General features: G+C 50.3%; 20 protein-coding genes and 1 riboswitch. All 20 genes read left to right on the forward strand.

Annotated features, from left to right (window positions below; genetic code table 11):
- Positions 1-40: 40 nt before the first annotated feature.
- The 20 genes from ET464_RS16220 to ET464_RS16315 all read left to right on the forward strand — a co-directional run bounded on the left by ET464_RS16220 (position 41) and on the right by ET464_RS16315 (position 18595).
- Entirely contained in the window at positions 41-616 is a 576-nt protein-coding gene (locus ET464_RS16220; RefSeq protein ID WP_129442695.1) for a low molecular weight protein arginine phosphatase, read from the forward strand.
- 85 nt (positions 617-701) lie between these two features.
- Positions 702-782, forward strand: a riboswitch (ZMP/ZTP riboswitch).
- 204 nt (positions 783-986) lie between these two features.
- Positions 987-1574 (forward strand): TIGR01440 family protein, encoded by a 588-nt coding sequence (locus tag ET464_RS16225; RefSeq protein WP_129442698.1) that lies wholly within the window; start codon positions 987-989, stop codon positions 1572-1574.
- A 123-nt stretch (positions 1575-1697) separates the two neighbouring features.
- A complete protein-coding gene (locus tag ET464_RS16230) occupies positions 1698-2945 on the forward strand; it encodes a serine hydroxymethyltransferase (protein WP_129442700.1) in 1248 nt (415 codons plus the stop codon).
- Positions 2946-3541: 596 nt separating this feature from the next.
- On the forward strand, positions 3542-5179 hold the full coding sequence (locus tag ET464_RS16235) for a peptide ABC transporter substrate-binding protein (protein ID WP_129442703.1): 1638 nt from the start codon (positions 3542-3544) through the stop codon (positions 5177-5179).
- A 111-nt stretch (positions 5180-5290) separates the two neighbouring features.
- Entirely contained in the window at positions 5291-6220 is a 930-nt protein-coding gene (locus tag ET464_RS16240) for an ABC transporter permease (protein ID WP_129442706.1), read from the forward strand.
- Positions 6221-6222: 2 nt separating this feature from the next.
- Positions 6223-7146 carry an ABC transporter permease gene (locus ET464_RS16245; protein WP_129442709.1) on the forward strand — a complete coding sequence of 308 codons (924 nt, stop codon included), beginning with the start codon at positions 6223-6225 and terminating at the stop codon, positions 7144-7146.
- Positions 7147-7159: 13 nt separating this feature from the next.
- The gene (locus ET464_RS16250; protein WP_129442712.1) at positions 7160-8152 is read left to right on the forward strand and encodes an ABC transporter ATP-binding protein; all 993 of its coding nucleotides are present in this window, start codon (positions 7160-7162) and stop codon (positions 8150-8152) included.
- Entirely contained in the window at positions 8149-9111 is a 963-nt protein-coding gene (locus ET464_RS16255) for an ABC transporter ATP-binding protein (RefSeq protein ID WP_129442715.1), read from the forward strand. The genes ET464_RS16250 and ET464_RS16255 overlap by 4 nt, the downstream gene beginning before the upstream one ends.
- Positions 9112-9379: 268 nt before the next feature.
- Entirely contained in the window at positions 9380-10009 is a 630-nt protein-coding gene (gene upp, locus ET464_RS16260; RefSeq protein WP_129442718.1) for a uracil phosphoribosyltransferase, read from the forward strand.
- Between the two features lie 36 nt (positions 10010-10045).
- Entirely contained in the window at positions 10046-11194 is a 1149-nt protein-coding gene (gene wecB / locus ET464_RS16265; RefSeq protein WP_129442721.1) for a non-hydrolyzing UDP-N-acetylglucosamine 2-epimerase, read from the forward strand.
- 192 nt (positions 11195-11386) lie between these two features.
- On the forward strand, positions 11387-11620 hold the full coding sequence (locus ET464_RS16270; RefSeq protein WP_129442724.1) for an AtpZ/AtpI family protein: 234 nt from the start codon (positions 11387-11389) through the stop codon (positions 11618-11620).
- Complete coding sequence (locus ET464_RS16275; RefSeq protein WP_129442726.1) at positions 11613-11996, forward strand: ATP synthase subunit I; 384 nt, start codon at positions 11613-11615, stop codon at positions 11994-11996. The genes ET464_RS16270 and ET464_RS16275 overlap by 8 nt, the downstream gene beginning before the upstream one ends.
- An 8-nt stretch (positions 11997-12004) precedes the next feature.
- On the forward strand, positions 12005-12763 hold the full coding sequence (gene atpB / locus ET464_RS16280; protein WP_129444505.1) for a F0F1 ATP synthase subunit A: 759 nt from the start codon (positions 12005-12007) through the stop codon (positions 12761-12763).
- Between the two features lie 90 nt (positions 12764-12853).
- Positions 12854-13066, forward strand: coding sequence for a F0F1 ATP synthase subunit C (gene atpE, locus ET464_RS16285; protein ID WP_129442729.1), 213 nt, complete (start codon positions 12854-12856; stop codon positions 13064-13066).
- Positions 13067-13154: 88 nt separating this feature from the next.
- Complete coding sequence (gene atpF / locus ET464_RS16290; RefSeq protein WP_129442732.1) at positions 13155-13637, forward strand: F0F1 ATP synthase subunit B; 483 nt, start codon at positions 13155-13157, stop codon at positions 13635-13637.
- On the forward strand, positions 13634-14170 hold the full coding sequence (locus ET464_RS16295; RefSeq protein WP_129442735.1) for a F0F1 ATP synthase subunit delta: 537 nt from the start codon (positions 13634-13636) through the stop codon (positions 14168-14170). The genes atpF and ET464_RS16295 overlap by 4 nt, the downstream gene beginning before the upstream one ends.
- Positions 14171-14199: 29 nt before the next feature.
- Positions 14200-15714, forward strand: coding sequence for a F0F1 ATP synthase subunit alpha (gene atpA / locus ET464_RS16300; protein ID WP_129442738.1), 1515 nt, complete (start codon positions 14200-14202; stop codon positions 15712-15714).
- 107 nt (positions 15715-15821) lie between these two features.
- Positions 15822-16688 (forward strand): ATP synthase F1 subunit gamma, encoded by an 867-nt coding sequence (gene atpG / locus ET464_RS16305; protein WP_129442742.1) that lies wholly within the window; start codon positions 15822-15824, stop codon positions 16686-16688.
- A 77-nt stretch (positions 16689-16765) separates the two neighbouring features.
- Positions 16766-18172: a F0F1 ATP synthase subunit beta gene (atpD, locus tag ET464_RS16310; protein WP_129442754.1), complete on the forward strand. Its 1407-nt coding sequence runs from the start codon at positions 16766-16768 to the stop codon at positions 18170-18172.
- Between the two features lie 21 nt (positions 18173-18193).
- Entirely contained in the window at positions 18194-18595 is a 402-nt protein-coding gene (locus tag ET464_RS16315; RefSeq protein WP_129442757.1) for a F0F1 ATP synthase subunit epsilon, read from the forward strand.
- Positions 18596-18661 lie beyond the last annotated feature (66 nt).

Here is an 18661-nt window from a genome sequence, read left to right on the forward strand (position 1 = left end):
TTCTGACTATTTCGTTCAATCACAAAGGAGGTTTACCGGCATGAAGCGCATCTTGTTCGTCTGCACAGGCAATACGTGCCGTTCTCCTATGGCCGAGGCTTTATTGCGCAAGCTGGCGCAGGAGAGAGGCGTGCCGATTGAAGTCAAATCCGCAGGGGTGTCGACGATGGACGGGCTGCCTGTATCGCGCCATGCGGCGGAGGTGCTGCGCAAGCGCCGGATTGATCATGGCGGCAAATCAAATGCGCTTGATCCGGGTGCAGTGGAGTGGGCGGATCTGGTGCTGACGATGACAGCTTCGCATAAACGCAGTTTGCTGCAATGGTTTCCCGAGGCGGTAGAAAAAACCTATACCTTAAAGGAATTCGTCCATTTGGATGAAAGCACGCTAGCCGATATTGAAAAGCTGGAGCAGCTGTATACGGAGATGCATATGAAGCAGGCATTGGGCGGCCAGCTGACAGACGAGGAACGGTCGGAGCTGCTGCTGCTGGAGCGGAAAATACCAAGCTTTGATATTGCGGATCCGTTTGGCGGGCCGCTGGAGGAATATGACCGCTGCGCGCAAGAGATTGAAGCGGCTTTGCTGAAGCTGCTGGACCGGCTGGAAAAGTAGCGCATAGGGATATTTTGTTATGCTGTTTAGGCGGCAATGGATTGATTTTCAACGGAAGTTCAGCTATGATGGAAGTGCATAAACGGATATCCGATGTGACTGGCGACGGAAGTGGGTAACCACGGTGGAGCATCGGAACATACGGCCGGTCGCCTGGGCAAAGAGCAGCACGCTGAGTTAGCGTGTCTTGCTCTTTTTTCGTCTTTTGGGCCAGAATTAGGTATACTAAAGCTGTTTGATTTTGACTGATGCAGCATGCAGTAGTACCTGGTGTGCGGTCTCGGCGGAGAAGATCCGTAACCTTCACTTGCTGCATAAAACTTCGGACGTCACAGCATGCCGTAAAGGCAGACATAAGGAGTGGAGCGAAGTGGCTACAAGTTTGATATCCCATCAGGTGGAAACGATTGTCCGCGAACTGGCTGAGGCCGGCGGCCTGAAGGCCGGACAGCTGCTGGTTATCGGCACGAGCACAAGCGAAGTAAACGGCGGACGCATCGGCACCTCCGGTTCGGGGGATGTGGCGCAGCAAATCTTTGACGGCGTTGAAGCGGCGCGGCAACGGATTGGCTTTTATCCGGTATATCAATGCTGCGAGCATTTGAACCGGGCATTGGTGCTGGAGCGGGAAGCGGCCGAACGTTACGGGCTGGAGCTGGTTTCTGCCGTTCCGGTGCCGAAAGCGGGCGGATCAATGGCTTCGTACGCTTACAGGCATTTGCCGAATGCTTGCCTGGCGGAGACGGTTCAAGCTCATGCCGGAATCGATATTGGAGACACGTTTATCGGGATGCACTTGAAAAGAGTAGCGGTTCCCGTAAGGCCTTCGATATTGGAAATCGGCAAAGCGCATGTCACGATGGCCTACACAAGGCCAAAGCTGATCGGCGGCGAGCGGGCTGTTTATAAGCTGGAAGAGCTTTCTCAAAATCCGGATCAGCCCGGCGCATGTGACTAACGCGGACTTTTCTATGGAGATGAATGCAGCAGCGAGCAGAATACGCGGATTGCTGCAGGAACAATATGCATGAAACCGGGCAAATGTCGTCCAACTACACCAACCTTTAGGAGGATTATTCAAATGGAAAACCTGAGAAACCAAGATCCGGAAGTTTTGAAAGCAATGGGGCTTGAATTGCAGCGCCAGCGCGACAACATCGAATTAATCGCATCCGAGAACATTGTCAGCGAAGCGGTTATGGAAGCGATGGGTTCCGTGCTTACGAACAAATACGCGGAAGGCTATCCAGGCAAACGCTACTACGGCGGCTGCGAGCATGTAGACATCGTGGAGAACATTGCGCGCGACCGTGCGAAAGATATTTTCGGCGCCGAGCATGCGAACGTTCAGCCTCACTCCGGCGCACAAGCCAACCTTGCGGTATACCTGGCAGCGCTGAAACCTGGCGACACGGTGCTGGGCATGAACCTGGCGCATGGCGGCCACTTGACGCACGGCAGCCCGGTTAACGCATCCGGCCTTCTTTACAACTTCGTAGCTTACGGCGTTAACGAAAACACGTTCACGATCGACTACGAAGAAGTGCGCAAAGCGGCGTTTAAACACCGCCCTCGCCTGATCGTTGCCGGCGCAAGCGCATATCCGCGCATCATTGATTTTGAAAAACTCGGCCAAATCGCTCAAGACGTAGGCGCATTGTTCATGGTCGACATGGCGCATATCGCCGGTCTGGTTGCTGCAGGCCTGCATCCGAGCCCAGTGCCGCATGCACATTTTGTTACGACAACGACGCACAAAACGCTCCGCGGTCCTCGCGGCGGCATGATCCTCTGCCGTCAGCCTTGGGCGCAAGCGATTGATAAAGCAGTATTCCCTGGCACGCAAGGCGGACCGCTGATGCATGTCATCGCGTCGAAAGCCGTTGCGTTCGGCGAAGTGCTTCAGCCTTCGTTCAAAACTTACGCGCAAAACGTGATCAACAACGCAAAAGCGCTGGCGGACGGCCTTACGGAGCAAGGCATTAACCTCGTATCCGGCGGTACGGACAATCATCTGATGCTGGTTGATCTGCGCAACCTGAACATTACGGGTAAAGATGCTGAGCATGTACTGGATTCGGTTCAAATTACAGTGAACAAAAACGCGATTCCGTTTGATACGACAAGCCCGTTCATTACAAGCGGTATCCGCATCGGCACGCCGGCTGCAACATCCCGCGGCATGGATGAAAAAGCAATGAAAACAATCGCTGAAATTATCGCCATGACATTGAAAAATCCAAAGGATGAAGCAGTGCTTGCCAAAGCGCGCGGCATGGTTAGCGATTTGACGGCACAATATCCGCTGTATCCGAAATTGAACTACTAATTTATAGCGGCTTCCGCCAAAGGGTGTCCCGCAGGTTATCTTCCGATAACTTGCGGGACACCCTTTTTGCATTCGCTTGTTTTTGTTTAATCGAGAGGAGTATAACGGGGTCTGGCAGGTAGCATAATAAGCTTGCTTCCGGCATGTTTGGTATCCGTTCTTTTTTAAGGGAACTGATGGAATAACTTTGCTCTAATAAATGAATAAAGCGGAGAAGCATAAACGCGATTAAGCGACAATAATTTACAATAGTAATGCAATAACATATTAAAACGGCAGAACATTTGATAAATAAAGCATTAAAAACAAATGAACGATTGTAAAAATTCAAAAAATACATAAATTTACACCTTACATATTGTTGCGGAATAATTAATTTCGATGGTATAGTTAGAAAAGTTTAAAATTAGTTTGCTTGTTTTTGGCAGTAAGTGGGGGGATAGTTCTATCAACGGCCGAACAGGTTTGAGTTGATTCAAATGGCATAGATGGGGGATCATTACACGCATCGGGCTTTTTGTGTAACCAAGACCAGAGTACTACTAGTGCTTCTCGGAGGAAGATGGAGCTATTACAAAAAATTTAGGAGGAAAGACATGAAATCGAAGAAGTTTGCATTTACACTTGTTTCCGTAATCTTGATTTTTTCGGTCATTGCGACTGCATGCGGATCCAAGGACAGCGGCAGCGGCGGCAGCAAAACTGAGTTTCGCATGAACATCGGCTCGGAACCGCCATCTCTTGACCCGGCGCAAGTACAAGACAATGTATCGTCTACAGTTGTAAACGGTTTGTTCGAAGGCTTGACTCGCAAAGATGCTGACGGCAAAGTAGTTCCAGGCGTAGCTGAATCCTGGGATGTGTCGGAAGACGGCCTGACTTATACGTTCCACCTTCGTGATTCCAAGTGGAGCAATGGCGATCCTGTAACCGCAGGCGACTTCGAATATGCTTGGAAACGTGCTCTTGATCCAAACCTGAAGCCGCAGCCATCGGCATATGCTTACCAGCTGTACTACTTGAAAGGCGCTGAAGATTACAACCTGAACGGCGGTTCGGTTGATAATGTCGGCGTTAAAGCTACAGACGACAAAACGCTCGTAGTTACGCTGAACGCTCCAACTCCATACTTCGACAGCCTTGTAGGCTTCTATACCTACTACCCGGTTCATCCGTCTGTAAAAGACAACGAAGCGTGGGCTGCTGATGCCAAAACAATTATCGGCAACGGTCCTTTCAAAATGGGCGACTGGCAAAAAAACAACTCGATTTCGATCGTGAAAAACGACAACTACTATGCAGCAGACGAAATCAAGTTTACAAAAGTAACGTTCTCCGAAGTGCTTGACTCCGCTACAGAGCTGAGCATGTACGAAACCGATCAGCTTGACTGGGCTGGTAAACCGGTTGGTTCCATCCCTACAGATCAACTGGAAACATTGAAACAAACACATAAAGATGAGCTGACGATTTCTCCATCGGCTAACCTGTACTACTACCTGTTCAACACAACGGTTAAACCTTTCGACAACGTGAAGATCCGTAAGGCGCTTACGCTTGCCATTAACCGTCAAGATATCGTTGACAACGTAACAAAAGAAGGACAAGTTCCGGCTTACGGCCTTGTACCTCCAGGCATTAACATCGGCGACGAAGAATACCGCTCGAAAGTTAGCGGCGACTTCTTCAAAGAAGATGTAGAAGAAGCTAAGAAATTGCTGGCTGAAGGCCTGCAAGAAGAAGGCCTCAGCAAAATGCCTACAATTAAACTGGCATATAACACAAACGATGCGCACAAAAAGATTGCAGAAGCACTGGCTGAAATGTGGCGTACGAACCTCGGAGTGGACACTTCGATCGAGAACCAAGAATGGGGCGTATTCCTCGACAACCGTAACTCTTTGAACTATGAAGTGGCACGCGGCGGTTGGGGCGCTGACTACAACGACCCTATGACGTTCATCGATCTGTTCACATCGAAGAGCGGTAACAACAACACTGGTTTTGCTAACCCTGAGTATGACGCTCTCGTTAAGAAAGCTTACAGTACAGCTGACCAAGCAGTCCGTCTTCAAGCAATGTCCGACGCTGAAAAAATCCTGATGGATGAAATGCCGATTGCTCCAGTTTACTACTACACGAACGTGTACATGGTTAAACCAGGTTTCAAAGGCATTACGATGGACTATAAAGGCGATATCGATTACAGCCGCGGCTACTACGAAGGTAAGTAATAGCGTAAGGTTGACTGGGATATATGCGGAGATTCTGCATATATCCCCTTTCTCTTTTCAGGTAAACAATTGCTCAATAATTCCATTTGAAGTAAGGAGGTGCCGTCGCGGATGACGCGTTACGTCATAAAGAAGTTTGTATTCATGTTGGTCGCATTGTTTGTACTTGCGTCAGCTACGTTTTTTCTCATGAAAGCTATTCCAGGCAATCCGTTTCAATCGGAGAAGAACGTGCCTCCTGCCATTCAGGAGAGATTGTTTGATATGTACGGCTTAAACGATCCGCTGTGGCAGCAATACTTGCATTACTTGAACAACCTGATTCATTTTGATCTTGGTATGTCCATGAAGCAAAATTATGTTACTGTAACCAGCATCATTTCTTCTGGATTCTCGTATTCTCTTCAGCTTGGCCTTGTGGCTATTATTTTCTCAGTTGCGGTAGGCGTGTTGCTTGGCATTATCGCAGCGCTTAATCATCGAAAATTTCTGGACAGCTTTACCATTTTTATAGCAGTGCTTGGTGTATCCATCCCTAACTTTGTAGTTGGCTCGTTGTTGCAGTTTATTTTCGGGGTTAAACTCCGCTGGTTCCACGTTGCAGGCTTGAACGATTGGACGGATTTTGTTATGCCGGTTATTGCCCTGGCGTTTTTGCCGATGGCTTTTATCGCCCGTTTGACACGCTCCAGCATGCTGGAGGTATTGACGGCTGACTATATTAAAACGGCACGTTCGAAAGGCCTCGCCGGCCGTGTTATTTTGGTGCGGCACGCTTTGCGTAATGCGATTATGCCGGTTGTCACGTATATAGGTCCTATGACGGCTAACATTATTACGGGTTCCGTCGTTGTCGAGCAAATTTTCGGCATTGGCGGTCTTGGCAAGTTTTTTGTCAACAGTATCACCAACCGCGACTATACGCTCATTATGGGCTTAACTTTATTTTACGCCATCATTCTGATGGTAGCGCGTTTCTTGACGGACGTCGCTTACGGTTTTATTGATCCGCGTATTAAATTGAGCAGGAAGGGGGGCTGACCATGTCGGAAAAAGCATTCCAGCCCGGCGATTTTGTCAAGCTGAATAAAGACGAGACGAAATCGGAAGTCATCGTCCGCGAAAGTATTTCCGCTTGGAAGGACGCGTGGCTCCGTCTTCGTTCCAATAAGATGGCGATGGTCAGCCTCGCGATTTTGGTTGTTATTATTTTGCTGGCGATTTTCGGCCAAATGATGACGTCTTACGATTACCGTACGAACGATCTGAAGCATACGAACATGGCGCCTAACGGCGATCACTGGTTCGGTACGGACGATCTGGGCCGCGATATGTTTGCCCGGACGTGGATGGGCGCAGGCATCTCGCTGCAGGTTGGTATTTATGCGGCGCTTGTCGACTTGTTTGTTGGTGTTATTATCGGCGGTATCATGGGTTACTATGGCGGCCGTATTGATGAAATTTTGAACCGGATTTGCGAAATTTTATATTCGATTCCTAGCTTGCTGATTGTTATTTTGCTGACGGTTGTATTCCAGCCAAGCATGGGCACGATTATTTTGGCGTTAAGTATTACCGGGTGGATCAATATGGCATGGATTGTCCGCGGGCAAATCATGCAGCTGAAAAACCAGGAGTATGTGCTCGCTTCGCGCTCTTTGGGCGCAGGCACTGGACGGATATTGTTCCGTCACCTTGTACCGAACGCAATTGGCCCGATTGTCGTAACAATTACGATGACCGTTCCGAATGCGATTTTTGCAGAGGCATTCCTGAGCTTCCTGGGTCTCGGCGTTCAATCGCCGGCCGCTTCGCTTGGTACGCTGATCAATGACGCGTTGAAAGCAATGACGGTATTCCCATGGCGGATGTGGATTCCTGCCCTTGTCATCAGCTTGACCATGCTTTGCTTCAATATCTTTGGTGACGGCTTGCGCGATGCGCTTGACCCGAAAATGAAAAAATAGGAGGTGGCAGCCCATGGAACGAATTTTGGATGTCAATGACCTTCGTGTTAACTTTAAAGTTCGCGGCGGTGTCGTACAAGCGGTCCGCGGTGTCACTTTTCATGTCAATAAAGGAGAAGCGGTCGCAATTGTCGGCGAGTCCGGCTGCGGTAAAAGTGTTACTGCGCAATCGCTGATGCGCCTTATTCCTTCTCCGCCTGCTCAAATGTCCGGAAGCATCAACTTCAAAGGGCAAGAAATTTTGAGCAAAACGGATAAACAAATGGAAGATATTCGCGGTAAAGAGATGGGCATGATTTTCCAAGACCCGATGACTTCCCTGAATCCGACGATGACGATCGGCCGTCAAATTATGGAGGGCCTGATCAAGCACCAAGGTTTGAGCAGCGAAGCTGCGAAGAAACGCGCTGTCGAAATGCTGTCCCTGGTTGGCATTCCGAACCCGGCTTCGCGCGTGAAGCAATACCCGCATGAATTTTCCGGCGGTATGCGCCAGCGCGCCATGATCGCGATTGCGCTTGCGTGCAACCCTTCGCTCCTGATTGCCGACGAACCAACGACGGCGCTGGACGTGACGATTCAGGCGCAAATTCTCGAGGTTATGAAAAACCTGCAAAAGCAGTTTGGCACCTCGATCATTTTGATTACGCATGACCTTGGCGTTGTAGCCGATATGTGCGACCGCGTTATTGTTATGTATGCAGGCAAAGTAGTAGAGACGGGCACGAAATGGGAAATTTTCAAAAACCCTCAGCATCCTTACACCAAAGGTTTGCTTCGTTCCGTACCACGTCTGGACCAAAAGAAAGACGAGCCGCTTGTGCCGATTTTCGGCACACCGCCGGATTTGATCAAACCGCCGGTTGGCTGCAGCTTCTGCGCACGCTGTGATTACGCAATGAAAGTGTGCCTGACGAACGATCCGGAGCTTGAGTCCGTAGACGGCGGATCGCATGCTGCAAGCTGCTGGTTGTCCCATCCGCTTGCGAAAGGGGTATCCGTATGAGCGAGCCATTAGTGCAGATTAATAATCTGAAGAAGTTTTTTAATCTCGGCGGCGGCAATGTGCTGCAAGCCGTTAACGATATCAGCTTTGCGATTGAAAAAGGCGAAACCGTCGGCGTCGTCGGGGAGTCCGGCTGCGGCAAATCGACAGCGGGCCGTACGATTATGCGGCTGTACGAGCCGACGGCAGGCAACGTTATTTTTGACGGCGAAGACATTTACAAGTTGAAGGGCGCTAAGCTGAAAGCATTGCGCCGCAATATGCAAATGATTTTCCAGGATCCTTACGCATCGCTGAACCCGCGGATGACAGTTACGGATATCATTGGCGAAGCGCTTGATATTCATAAGCTTGCCGGAAGCCGTTCCGAACGCAAACGCAAAGTGGAAGATCTGCTGGACCTTGTTGGCCTCAATCCGGACCATGCGACGCGTTATCCGCATGAATTCTCCGGCGGCCAGCGCCAGCGTATCGGCATCGCCCGCGCGTTAGCGGTGGATCCGAAGTTTATCGTGGCGGACGAGCCGATCTCCGCGCTCGACGTTTCGATTCAGGCGCAGGTGGTCAACCTGCTTCAGGATTTGCAGAAAAAAATGGGCCTGACGTATTTGTTTATCGCCCATGACCTGTCGATGGTCAAACACATCTCTAACCGCGTAGCGGTTATGTATCTCGGTAAAGTGGTTGAGCTTGCGGAAAGCAGCGAGCTGTACGCAAACCCTGCGCATCCTTATACGAGAGCGCTGCTGTCGGCCAATCCGATTCCGGATCCGGAAATCGAATCGACCCGCCAGCGGATCGTGCTGCAGGGCGACCTGCCAAGCCCGATCAACCCGCCGAGCGGCTGCCCGTTCCGCACACGCTGCCCAATGGCAACGGAACTGTGCGCAAAAGAAGTTCCGCCGGTTGTTGAAGTGAAAAAAGGCCATCTGTCCGCTTGCCACTACGCATCGGCTTAACGGCCGCCATGTGCCCGGGAAAGCGGCAATAGAGAAGGGGCCAAACAAGGAATGCCTTGTTTGGCCCCTTTTTTTGCGCCATCATGTTTCGGCAGAATAGGCTTTATTTTGCATAAGGCTGCGCTGAAAACGACAAACTTGGAAAACATAAACTCGGGATGCAACGCTCAGTTAACGATGATATAATATAACGGACTGTGGGCAGGGCCGTCCATTGTTGATCTAGCGCGGCCCGAGCAAATAAAGCGGTACAGGAGGAACACGCCCCATGAACAGACTGGTCATATGCGACCATCCATTAATTCAGCATAAGCTGACATTTATACGGGACAAAAATACAAATACGAAAGATTTTCGCGAATTGGTTGATGAAGTCGCTACTTTAATGGCTTACGAAATTACGCGCGAAATGCCGCTTGATACGATCAAAGTGCAAACGCCGATCATGGAAACGGACTCGAAGGTGCTGGCCGGGCGCATGCTCGGGCTTATCCCGATTTTGCGTGCGGGCCTTGGAATGGTCGAAGGCATCTTGAAGCTCATTCCGGCAGCGAAGGTAGGCCATATCGGACTCTCCCGCGATCACGACACGCTGCAGCCGGTAGAGTACTATATTAACTTGCCTACGGATGCGCAAAACCGCCAGCTGATCGTGATCGATCCGATGCTGGCGACCGGGGGTTCGGCTATTGCAGCCATTAATTCGCTTAAAAAGCGGGGCTGTGAGCAGATCAAAATGATGTGCCTCATTGCTGCGCCGGAGGGCGTCAAAGCGCTTCATGAAGCGCATCCGGAAGTGGACATCTATGTGGCTGCGCTGGATGAGCGGCTGAATGAAAAAGGATATATTATACCAGGCCTTGGCGATGCCGGAGATCGGATGTTCGGCACGAACTAGCGGGTAACAAATATCTGTTAATAGGAGTGGGATTTTTTGTCCAGACTAAAAGTAATGACGATATTCGGCACAAGGCCGGAAGCTGTGAAGATGGCTCCGCTTGTGCTCGAGCTGCAAAAGCATGATGCCGAAATTGAGTCGATCGTATGCGTAACGGCGCAGCATCGGGCGATTTTGGACCAAGTGCTTGATTTTTTTGAAATTACGCCGGATTACGACTTGAATGTTATGAAAGACCGCCAGACGCTGACGGAAACAACGGTCCGTGTACTGCAAGGGCTTGATCCGGTGCTGGCGGAAGCGAAGCCGGATATCGTGCTTGTGCACGGCGATACGCAAACGACGTTTCTGGCCAGCTATGCGGCTTTCCTGAAGCAAATTCAGGTAGGGCATGTCGAAGCCGGGCTTCGCACATGGAATAAGCTGTCGCCGTATCCGGAAGAGATGAACCGCCAGCTTGCCGGCGTGTTGTCCGATGTTCACTTTGCGCCTACGGAATGGTCGGCTAGTAACCTGCGCAAAGAAAACAAGCCGGAATCGGCGATTTATATTACAGGCAATACGGCAACGGATGTGTTCCAGTATACGGTGGATCCGCAGTTCCAGCATCCGGTTATTGACTGGGCCAAAGGCAAAAGGATGATTCTGATGACCGCACACCGCCGCGAAGCGCTGGGCGAGCCTCACCGGAATATTTTCCGTGCCGTCAAACGGATTGCTGATGAATTTGAAGATGTAGCGATTGTATACGCTGTGCATCCGAATCCGGCAGTCCGCGAGCCGGCTAACGAAATTTTGGGCGGCCATCCCCGCGTGAAGCTGATCGAGCCGCTGGATGTGTTTGAATTCCACAATTTCTATCCGCACGCTTATATGATTATGACGGATTCGGGCGGCCTGCAGGAGGAAGCTCCTTCGTTTGGCGTTCCTACGCTGGTGCTGCGGGATACGACGGAACGTCCGGAAGGGATTGAAGCCGGCACGCTTGAACTGGTCGGGACGGATGAAGACCAGGTATACAGCCGTGCGTATGCGCTGTTAACCGATACGGCTTTATATGAACGGATGAGCAAAGCCGCTAACCCGTACGGCGACGGACAAGCTTCGGTCAGAATCGTTCAGGCGCTGCTCCATCATTTTGGAAAAACGGATGTGCGCCCGGATTCGTTCACACAAAATTCATAGTTTTCAGCAGGGTTAGAGGGATGGCTGCATAATATACAGCATACAGTGGTACTGTACGGTTTACAAAACGGGAAAATCCAAGTGCCACAAGGCTTTTCGGCTTTTTGTTCACTAAATGTTCGCTGCAAAATTGATTGACAAAGGCCGCGCTATTTCGATAAAATATATGAGGATTGACAGGGGTATGAAACCATGAACAAAAAGAGCAAAAGGGACAATCCGCTGTATGCGGCCGGTTTGGTTGGGGCGCTTGGCGTTGAGGTTGTCGTCTGCATCTTTTTAGGTTACTGGATCGGATCGTTCGCCGGAAACCGTCTCGGCGGTCAGAAGGAATGGATGGTCGGAGGCATACTGGTTGGTCTGGCTGTCGGCATACTCTCTGCCATTCTTATTGTAAAGAAGGTTATGGAGGAAACCGATGGATAAACTAATGAAGACGGCAGTTCGCATTGCGCTGTGCGTGGCTGTGGCATGCCTGATTATATGGGCTGCTGTGCCGGACTTGCGAACGGTTAGTCTGGGTTTTCTGCTCGGATTGGCAGGAAGTCTAATGAATGCGTTTTTATTGAAGCGGCGCGTAGAGTTCATTGCTTTAAGAGCAGCCGGAGGCGACACGCGCAAGAGAAGGGGAATTGGCCTTAGCAGCCGCATTGCGACAGTATTGTTCGTAGCGATGATGGCCTATCGTTTCCCGGAAAAGTTTAACATGCCGGCTGCATTGATTGGCTCTGCGCTTTTACCGATTGTAATATTGGTAGCGGCGAGTATCCAGAACAAGAATTTAACTAACGGAAAGGGGTGAAATTTACAATGCATGAATTTCCCGTGTGGCAAGTGGGAGGTTTGCAAATCGACATTTCGACTTTTGTTGCGATAACGATTTCAGCGATTGTTACATTTATCATCGCGAGATTGGCGGTTCGTAATCTGTCGGTAGACAAGCCGTCCAAACTTCAGAACTTTATGGAGTGGGCAGTTGAGTTTGTTCAAAATCAGATTTCGAGTACAATGCCGATTCACCGAGTGAAGCCTTATCTTTCGTTAGGCATGACGCTGATTTTGTTCATTCTTGTTTCCAACCTGCTTGGATTGCCTTTCGGGATTGTGACGGAAACGCATCACCCGCATGAGGCGCTTGGCATCACGCAAGCGATGATTGACGATAAGGACGGCGAAGTTGAAATCGCATGGTGGAAATCGCCAACAGCCGATCTTTCGGTTACTTCCGGTCTTGCTTTAATCACGTTTGTGATTGTCCATTTCCTCGGCTTGAAGCTGAATAGAAAACATTATCTGAAGCATTACTTCCATCCGTACCCTGTTTTCTTCCCGATCAACGTGATTGAGACGCTGTCGAAGCCGGTTACGCTGGCTCTCCGGTTGTTCGCAAACATTTTTGCGGGCGAGGTGCTGATCTCGACGATTTTGATGATGGGTTGGGTCGGTACGCCGTTCCTGATCGCATGGCAAGGCTTTAGCTTGTTTGTTGGTGGGGTTCAAGCGTTCTTGTTCATGATTTTGACGATGGTGTACATTTCGCAATCGGCAATCCATGACGAAGAGCATTAACATCTTTTTTTACAGCCCGAAGCGCAGCAATGCGAAGGCGGGTATCGCTATACCATTTAAAATGACCATATTTGAGGAGGATTTTAAACAATGAGTATATTGGCAGCAGCAGTAGCAGTAGGTTTGGGCGCAATCGGCGCCGGCGTAGGTAACGGTCTTATTATCGGCAGAACGGTTGAAGGTATCGCTCGTCAACCAGAACTGCAAGGCAAACTCCAAACGACGATGTTTATCGGCGTTGGTATCGTCGAGGTTGTTCCGATCATCGCGGTCGTTATCGGCTTCTTGGCGTATTTCAGCTAATCAATTTAAACAACTGGCGGGGAAGGCCTAGCCCTCTTCGCCTTCCTTTTGATTGGGACATATTCAGGGTTAGAAAGGAGTGGCTTCAATGGCATGGCATTGGGAATCGACAGTATATGCGATTATTGCATTTGGCATTTTATACTGGCTGCTTAGCAAATATGCCTTCGGTCCGCTGTTCGGTATTATGGAGCAGCGCAGACAAATGGTGCTTGAGCAAATGAACTCGGCTGAATCCAGTCGTCAGGAAGCTCAGCAGCAAATGGAAGAGCAAAAAGCTGCTCTGGAACAAGCACGCAAAGAGGCTTATGCGATTATTGAGCAAGCTAGAGTAACAAGCACGAAAACAGCGGAAGAAATCGTGACAGCTGCGAAATCGGAAGCTGCCCGTTTGAAAGAAGATGCGCTTAGCGATATTTCGAATGAGAAAAACAAAGCGATTGAAGCTTTGCGTTCCGAAGTTGGCGGCATTTCCGTTCAAATTGCTTCGAAAATTATCGAGAAGCAAGTGGATGAGAAGTCTCAGGAGCAAATCATTGACCAATACCTGAAAGAGGTAGGAAGCAAATGAGCCGGGACACGGTCGTAGCGAAGCGCTACGCGAAAGCGTTGTTTGAGCTTGCGCAGGAGCAGAGTGTCGTGCATGAAGTGGAAGAACAGCTGAAGCTGATTGCCAGCGCACTGAACCAAGATCCGGAAATCGAGAAATTCCTGTTGTTCCCTGGAATTGGCGCGGAGAAGAAAATTGAGGCTATCAAAGGCGCTCTCGGTGACCGTCTATCCGCCCTCGTGCTCCATACGGTGGAACTGCTTATCGTTCGTGGGCATCAAGACGTGATCGCAGACGTATATGAAGCCTTCACTAAAATAGCTGGAGAAGCACTGGGCCAGGCGCACGCATCCGTTTATTCGGCTAAACAGCTGACGGCAAACGAGCTGGCAGAGGTAACTTCCCAATTTGAGCAAATTACCGGCAAAAAAATTATCCCGCAAACGTTTGTTGAGCCTTCGCTGCTTGGCGGCGTGCAAGTGCGGATCGGCGACCGCCTGTATGACGGAAGCTTGTCGGGCAAGCTGGAACGCTTGCAAAAAGCTTTGAAATAATAAGTGACGGTAGATAAGGGGTGAGCGAATTGAGTATCAGACCTGATGAAATCAGCACGCTGATTAAACAGCAGATCGAACAATATAAATCCGAAATTCAAGTCGTAGACGTTGGTACCGTTATTCAAGTTAACGACGGTATTGCCCGCGTTCACGGACTCGAAAATGCGATGGCAGGCGAATTGCTTGAATTCGCTAACGGCGTTGTGGGCATGGCCCTCAACCTCGAAGAAAGCAATGTCGGTGTCGTTATTCTTGGTCCATTCACGGGAATCCGCGAAGGCGACCAAGTGAAGCGTACCGGCCGCATCATGCAAGTGCCTGTAGGCGAAGAGCTTCTTGGCCGCGTAGTTAACACGCTTGGCCAGCCGGTTGACGGCAAAGGGCCTATTAACACAACTCATACTCGCCCAATCGAATCGCCAGCTCCTGGCGTTATTGATCGGAAATCGGTTCATGAGCCGATGCAAACGGGTATCAAAGCTATCGATGCGATGGTTCCTATCGGCCGCGGCCAACGGGAATTGATCATCGGTGACCGCCAAACCGGTAAAACAGCAATTGCAATTGATGCGATCATCAACCAAAAAGGCAACGGCGTTAAATGTATTTATGTCGCTGTCGGCCAAAAACAATCCACGGTAGCTAACGTTGTGGAAACACTCCGCAAAAACGGCGCTATGGATTACACGATCGTCGTTACGGCTTCGGCTTCCGAGCCGTCCCCAATGCTGTACCTGGCTCCTTATGCCGGCGCGGCAATGGGCGAATACTTCATGTACAAAGGCGAGCACGTCCTGATTATTTATGACGACTTGTCCAAACAAGCGGCTGCATACCGCGAATTGTCCCTGCTTCTTCGCCGTCCTCCGGGTCGGGAAGCTTACCCAGGTGACGTATTCTACCTGCACTCCCGCCTGCTGGAACGTGCAGCTAAGCTGAGCGATGCAAGAGGCGGCGGTTCGATGACGGCATTGCCATTTATCGAAACCCAAGCATCCGACGTATCGGCTTACATTCCGACGAACGTAATCTCGATTACGGACGGACAGATCTTCCTGGAGTCCGACTTGTTCTACTCCGGCCAACGTCCGGCTATCAACGTAGGTATTTCCGTATCCCGCGTAGGTGGTTCGGCACAAATCAAAGCGATGAAAAAGGTTGCCGGCACGCTCCGTCTGGACCTTGCGGCTTACCGCGAGCTTCAAGCGTTCTCGCAGTTCGGCTCCGACTTGGATAAATCGACGCTGGCCCGTCTGAACCGCGGTGCCCGCACGATGGAAATCCTGAAGCAAGGCGTTAACCAACCAATGCCGGTCGAGAAACAAGTTATTTCCATCTACACGGCTGTTAAAGGCCATCTCGACGAAATTCCGGTTGCTGACGTGCTCCGCTTCGAAAAAGAGTTCCTGGCGTACCTGGATTCGAACAAACCGGAAATCGGCCAATCGATCCGCGATACGAAAGATCTTGTTGCTGACAACGAGAAAGCTCTTGTGGATGCCATCAATACGTTCAAGAAAAGCTTTGCCGTAACGGCTTAATGAAATATACGTCTCAACGCCCGTTCTGTCATGTACGGGCGTAGGCGCTTCGTTATACAAAAACCAGGCTTTGGCGCCCCCAAAGCAACAAAGGCGGGTGAATACTAGTGGCAAAAGGCATGCGCGAGATTAAGCGTGAGATTAAAAGCACGCAAAATACGAAGCAAATCACGAAAGCGATGGAAATGGTTGCGGCTTCCCGTCTGAGACGCGCTCAGGAGGCTGCGCAAGCAGCACGCCCTTACGCGGATAAGCTGAAGGAAGTAGTAGCTAACATTGCAGCCGGAACCAGAAACGTAAAGCATCCGATGCTTCAAAGCCGTCCGATCAAAAAAACAGCTTACTTGGTTGTTACTTCTGACCGCGGTTTGGCAGGCGGCTACAATGCCAACGTGCTTCGTCTCGTTACACAAATGATTCGCGAGAAGCATAAATCGACGGAGGAATACGCGATTTTCGTCATCGGACGGAAAGGCCGCGATTACTTCCGCCGCCGCAATATGCCAATCGTAGAAGAGGTTATCGGTTTGTCGGACAACCCGACCTATGCGGAAATCCGTGCAGTGTCGAACACGGCTGTCAATAAATTCGCGGAAGCGGAATATGACGAGCTTTACCTTTGCTATAACCAATTTGTCAATGCAATGACCCAAATTCCGCAGGCGAAACGTCTGCTGCCTCTTGATGATATCAGCGAAAGCGGCAACGCAAACGTGACGGCATATGAGTATGAGCCATCGGCGGAAGGCGTTCTGGCCGAGCTTCTTCCGAAATATGCTGAAATGATCATCTACAGTGCTGTTTTGGACGGCAAAGCAAGCGAATTTGGCGCACGTATGACTGCAATGGGCAGCGCAACAAAAAATGCAACAAAGATGATCGCACAAAAAACGCTTGCATACAACCGTGCGCGTCAAGCGGCAATTACGCAAGAAATTTCCGAGATTGTTGCAGGCGCAAACGCTCAGGCATAAGCAGGAGAAGTCGGGCCGTTTGGCAGCAAGCGGCTTGATTCTTTACGGTTTCATAAGAAGGTACAGGAGGGAAAACCATGAAAAAAGGACGCGTTTTATCGGTTCAAGGTCCGGTCGTTGACCTTGAGTTCGAACGCGGTAATTTGCCGGAGATTCTGAACGCCGTCAAAATTAATCATAAAGCAGAAAACGGTGGCGTCGATATTAATCTGACGCTGGAAGTAGCCGTTCACCTCGGCGACAACACCGTTCGCGCGGTAGCCATGAGCTCGACCGACGGTCTCGTTCGTGGTTTGGAAGCAATCGACACGGGTGCTCCAATCACAATCCCAGTTGGCGCTCCAACATTGGGCCGCGTATTTAACGTACTTGGCGAACCGATCGACGAAGCAGGCGACGTCACTTCCGACATTAACCTGCCGATCCACCGTCAAGCGCCTTCTTTTGAAGAATTGTCCGTACAAGCGGAAATTCTCGAAACAGGCATCAAAGTTATCGACTTGCTTGCTCCGTACACGAAAGGCGGAAAAATCGGGCTGTTCGGCGGTGCGGGCGTAGGTAAAACGGTAACGATCCAGGAATTGATCAACAATATCGCGCAAGAGCATGGCGGTATTTCCGTATTCGCGGGCGTTGGTGAACGTACTCGCGAAGGTAACGACTTGTACCATGAAATGAAAGATTCCGGCGTATTGCCTAAAACGGCAATGGTATTCGGACAAATGAACGAGCCGCCAGGCGCACGTCAACGTGTTGCTTTGACGGGTCTTACGATGGCTGAATACTTCCGTGATACGGAAGGCCGCGACGTGCTTCTGTTCGTCGACAACATTTTCCGCTTCACGCAAGCGGGTTCCGAAGTATCCGCCCTTCTTGGCCGTATGCCATCCGCGGTAGGTTACCAGCCTACGCTCGCTACGGAAATGGGTCAGCTTCAAGAACGTATTACGTCGACGAAAAAAGGTTCCGTTACATCGATCCAAGCGATCTATGTACCTGCCGATGACTATACAGACCCGGCTCCTGCTACGACGTTCGCCCACTTGGACGCAACGACTAACCTGGAGCGTAAAATTTCCGAGATGGGTATCTTCCCTGCGGTTGACCCTCTTGCATCGTCTTCGCGCATCCTTTCCCCGGACATTCTGGGTGAAGAGCACTACAACGTAGCGCAAGGCGTTAAGAAAATTTTGCAAAAATATAAAGAGCTTCAAGATATTATCGCCATCCTGGGTATGGATGAATTGAGCGAAGACGACAAGCTTACCGTTGCACGCGCTCGTAAAATTCAATTGTTCCTGTCCCAGCCGTTCCACGTTGCAGAACCTTTCACCGGCAACAAAGGTATCTATGTACCGGTTAAAGAAACGGTTCGCAGCTTCAAGGAAATTCTCGAGGGCAAACATGATGACCTGCCGGAAGAAGCTTTCCGTTATGTAGGTACGATTGAACAGGCCGTGGAGAAAGCCAAAACGCTTGTGTAGTGAAAGGCGGGAGGAATCCACATGAGCACTTTTCTAGTTGAAGTCGTTACGCCTGAGCGTAAAGTTTATGCGGAAACGGCAAACATGGTCAGCGTGAAAGGCTCGGAAGGCGAACTCGGCATTTTGCCGAATCACGTTCCGCTTGTTACTACGCTTCGTATTGCTCCGGTCGTGATCAAACGCGACGGCAAGCAAGATGTAATCGCCGTTCATGGCGGTTTTATCGAAGTTCGCAAGGACAAGATTGTCATTCTCGCAGAAACGGCTGAGCTTCCTGGCGACATTGATGTCGAACGTGCACGCCAGTCGAAGGAGCGCGCTGAACAGCGCCTGGCCAACAACAAACGTGACGAAGTCGATTACCGCCGCGCCGAGCTTGCTCTGCAGCGTGCCGTAACTCGTATTAACGTTACAGGCAAATAAGTTTTATCATAACCAACAACACAACCAGGGAAACACCGTATCTGAACCGCTTCCGGCGGACAGAGC

It is taken from the genome of Paenibacillus protaetiae (genome assembly GCF_004135365.1).
Lineage (GTDB): Bacteria > Bacillota > Bacilli > Paenibacillales > Paenibacillaceae > Paenibacillus_AP > Paenibacillus_AP protaetiae.